Below are 3,774 nucleotides of genomic sequence, written 5' to 3'. Positions count from 1 at the left end.
GCCAGGCCGTCGTGCCGCTCCCGCACCTGGCGTACGGTGAACGGCCCGCCGGCGAACGCGATGTGGCGATGCCCTCGCTCGAGCAGGTGCCGCCCGCCCATCCGCCCGCCGAGCATGTCGTCGACCGCGACGGCGCAGCCGTGGTGGTGCCGGGCGGAGCTGTCGAACCGCACCACCGGGATGCCGCGGGAGACGAGCCGGCTCAGCCGCTCCTCCTCGCCGGGGTCGTTGACCGGGGTGATCAGCACGCCCAGCGGGCGCTGCTCCTCGAACGTCTCCAGCAGCCCGGCCTCGCGATCCGCGTCCTTGTTGCTGTTGAAGACCATCACGGTGAGCCCCGCGTGCTGCGCGGCCGTCTCGACGCCGCGCAGCACGTCGATGAAGAACGGGTTGGCCAGGTCGAGCGCGACCACGCCGATGGTGCGGCTGCGCCCGGCCCGCAACTGCCGGGCCGAGCCGTTGCGGACATAACCGAGCCGCGCGATCGCCGCCCGCACCCGCAGCCGGGTGTCGGCGGCCACCATCTCGGGCCGGTTGAGCACGTTGCTCACGGTGCCCACGGAGACCCCGGCCAGCCGGGCGACCTCTTTGATGCTCGACATCGTTCCTCGTCGCAGGCGTGTTGTTTGATCATAACGCCTTCGACCAGGGGTTCGGCACGACGTGTGACAGTGACCTCCCGAGGGGCCCGCCAGGTCGATGGCGGGGTTGCGGCGAAGAAGCCTGCGGGCTTGAGCGTGAAGCCGGTGTACTCGACGGGCATCACGAGAAAGTCCTCGACGAAGAGCGCCGCTGGTTTGACCTTGACGCTGCGTCAACTTCTAGCATCGGGGCCATGTCGATCACTGTTCTTGACACCTACTCCGCCATGAGGCGGATCCTGCTGGCCCCGGTCGCGGACCGCGTTGACCTGCTGCGTTCGATGCTGGAGCCCAACAGCGGCATGTACCGCTACTACCCCGGCGAGGTCGACCTGGTGGCCATACACCTCGAAACGTCCGGGTTCCCCATCGACCGCGACGAGGAGCGTTGCCTCGACGCGCTCGAAACCCTGGCGGCGGCCGGAGCCTGGGAGCGGATGCAACGCGCGCTCGACGACGCTCTCGCCGTACTGCTGGAGGCGACGCCGGAGGTGGAGGCCCCGGACATCACCGTGCTGTTCGTCCTCGGCGATCCGGCTGACAAGCACTTCATGGGTCCCTGCCTAGGAATGACCGGGTTCGGCGGCATCTCGGGCAATATCGCCATCACGTTCTGGCCCTTCCCCGAGAACGTGGAGCGGCTGGAGGCCACCGCCGTGCACGAACTCCACCACAACCTCAGGTTCAGCCCGGGCGGGGTCGTGTGGGACCCGATGACCGTCACGGTCGGCGAGCACATCGTCTCCGAGGGCCTGGCCGACGCCTTCGCCCGCCAGCTCTACGGCGACGAGCTCGGCCCCGCCCGCATCGGCGTGCCGCACCTGCACGACGACGCGGTCTTCGACAAGGTGCTCACCGGGCTCGACGTGACAGGCATGCAGAACTTCACCGCCTGGGTGCACGGCGACCCCGGCGCCGAGCACCTCGGTGTCACCCCGGTGGGGCTGCCGATGGGCGGCGGGTACGCCGCGGGCAACCGGCTGGTCGACACCTACCTGGCGGCGACCGGGCAGACCGCGGCGCAGGCCCTGCACGCCGACAGCTTGGAGATCATCGCGACCACGCTCCGCCGCGGGTAAGACTGGAACGATGGAGTGGACGATCCAGGAACTCGCGACGAGAGCCGGCATCACCAGCCGCACCCTGCGTCACTACGACCGCGTCGGGCTCCTGGCCCCGTCCCGGGTCGGCGCGAACGGGTACCGCTACTACAACCCCACCGCGGTCGCCCGGCTACAGCGGATCCTGCTCATGCGCCAGCTCGGCATGGGCTTGCCGGCCATCGCCGAGGTCCTGGCCGACGAGGTGGACCCGTGCGACGGGCTCCGCGCCCACATCGCCGCACTGGAAGAGGAACGGGACCGCATCGAACGGCAGATCCGGTCTGTGCGTCACACGCTCGAGGCCCTGCAGTCAGGGGTGGAACCGCGGATGGACGTTATGTTGGCGGGGTTCAACGACGGCTACAAGGACGAGGTGATCTCACGCTGGGGCGAGCGCGCGTTCCAAGCGGGTAATGACTGGTGGCACGGCAAGAGCCTTGACCAGCAACGGGCCTGGAAGCAGGACACCGAGGACCTCGTCGCCGCATGGGTCGCCGCAGCGAAGGCCGAGGCTTCCCCGACATCGGAACACGCTCAGTCACTGGCTGCCCGGCACGTCCGGTGGCTGAGCCAGATCCCGGGTACTCCCACGGCCGAGGGCGACCGGGAACGCTCGATCGAGATGGTGAAATGCCTGGGGGACATGTACGTCGACGACCCCCGCTTCGCCGCCATGTACGACGACGCCGCGGGGGCGACGTTCGTCCGCGACGCACTGCAAGCGTACGCGCGGACCCGGATGTAGCTCGTGTGGGGCAAGAACCCCTCGGTCGCCTCGCTCTACACGAACGCGGAGATTCGCAGCTAGACCCCAAGATCAATCTCAGCGCCAACGGCTGTACCGATGTTCCCCAAGGCCGAAGTAGACCTCACCAGCGATCAGACCGGGTCCTCGTCAGTCAGCGAAGGCATCGTGCGTGGACGCAGGACCATGAGTGAGCCTTCCAAGGTCGCCACCATGGCAAAGGGAAACCGGTCGACCTCAAGACAGAGCGCAACGTCATCAGGATGGACTCCTTGACGCACCCCCTCCGCCAGTTCGGCGGCGGCGCGCGACTCGGCAGCGCGGCGGAGGAACTCAGCAGCATCCGTCCCAGCCTCGGTGATCCTCCGAGCGATGTATTGAGCACACGCCAGATCTTCCTCGGCCTGCCCATCTTCGCCAGTGACCACGAACGTGACACTGTCACTCTTGCGCGTCCGCAAGAGCCGAGCCGTTGCCTCCGCCACCACGAAGCTGGCGCACAGCACCAGCGGCGCCTCCTTGACCGCAAGGGCGCCGACTGTCCCTGCCGTGGTTTTCTGCACAACGGTCCGTCCGCCGAGGTCAATAGACCGCAGCAGGCCCGGCGAGTTGACGGTGTCGAACCCGGGCGCGGGCGGACCGTCTTTGAGCGCCACCCAATCCGGGTGGCGAGCCTTGAGCGCCAGGGCTTCGTCCAGCGACTCAGCAAGAACGATCTTTTCCGCCGCCTGGGCAAAGGCCCAGGCAGCCACGGTGAAAGCACGCATGACGTCGACTACGACCGCCACGGACGGGGCTTCGACCAGATCAGCGATACCAAGGAAACGAGCGTCCATTCCGGGCATGATCGCACCTGCCCGACCCGAGGCACCCGCTCACCCCCGAGGAGATCGACCTCCACGCACGCCTCCAGGCCCGGCCATGAACGTCACACAGAGTTACTTTGCGGCTGGTGACACGGACCCTTGCGACATGAGGTCGCGCGTGGCGAGTGATTGCGTTGAAGGAGGATCGATGATGTCGAGAACGTAGTCCAGGTCAGTGTTCGAGACCTGTCCTCGCCCTGACGTGCGTCGCGGGTAACTGCGGGGTGCGGAGCTCAGGGAGAAAGGCGCCGGACTCCAGCGCCGCCCGGAATGCGCCAGAACGTCTCGTCGACCTACCGGTCGGTGTGCTTGAACCGTGCCATACCGGCGCTCACATCGGCACGATCAGAGCCTGCGGGCGGTCCGCGGGGAAGGCCCACACGTGCTTGCCGGCCGCGATCATCAGCGCGAGCGGCGCC

Annotated in this window: 4 protein-coding genes; 2 read left to right on the top strand and 2 right to left on the bottom strand. The window is 67.8% G+C overall.

Annotated features, from left to right (window positions below; genetic code table 11):
- Positions 1-602: LacI family DNA-binding transcriptional regulator (locus AB0J09_RS58830; protein WP_360712063.1), on the bottom strand; the 602-nt coding region annotated here is incomplete at its 3' end.
- Positions 603-835: 233 nt separating this feature from the next.
- Between AB0J09_RS58830 and AB0J09_RS58825 the strand changes: the two genes are divergently transcribed.
- Complete coding sequence (locus AB0J09_RS58825; protein WP_360712060.1) at positions 836-1,720, top strand: DUF2268 domain-containing putative Zn-dependent protease; 885 nt, start codon at positions 836-838, stop codon at positions 1,718-1,720.
- A gap of 10 nt (positions 1,721-1,730) precedes the next feature.
- Positions 1,731-2,489 carry a MerR family transcriptional regulator gene (locus tag AB0J09_RS58820; RefSeq protein WP_360712057.1) on the top strand — a complete coding sequence of 253 codons (759 nt, stop codon included), beginning with the start codon at positions 1,731-1,733 and terminating at the stop codon, positions 2,487-2,489.
- A gap of 134 nt (positions 2,490-2,623) precedes the next feature.
- Here the strand turns inward: AB0J09_RS58820 and AB0J09_RS58815 are convergent, their stop codons facing one another.
- Positions 2,624-3,325: a 2-phosphosulfolactate phosphatase gene (locus AB0J09_RS58815; RefSeq protein WP_360712055.1), complete on the bottom strand. Its 702-nt coding sequence runs from the start codon at positions 3,323-3,325 to the stop codon at positions 2,624-2,626.
- Between the last annotated feature and the right edge of the window lie 449 nt (positions 3,326-3,774).

The organism is Nonomuraea sp. NPDC049784 (genome assembly GCF_040659615.1).
GTDB lineage: Bacteria > Actinomycetota > Actinomycetes > Streptosporangiales > Streptosporangiaceae > Nonomuraea.
The sequence above is the reverse complement of the archived record's forward strand: the minus strand, read 5'-3'. Positions and strand labels throughout refer to the sequence as shown.

Coding starts and splice junctions, on each gene's coding strand:
- AB0J09_RS58820 (WP_360712057.1), top strand. CDS start 1,731: ATGGAGTGGACGATCCAGGAACTCGCGACGAGAGCCGGCATCACCAGC.
- AB0J09_RS58815 (WP_360712055.1), bottom strand. CDS start 3,325: ATGGACGCTCGTTTCCTTGGTATCGCTGATCTGGTCGAAGCCCCGTCC.
- AB0J09_RS58825 (WP_360712060.1), top strand. CDS start 836: ATGTCGATCACTGTTCTTGACACCTACTCCGCCATGAGGCGGATCCTG.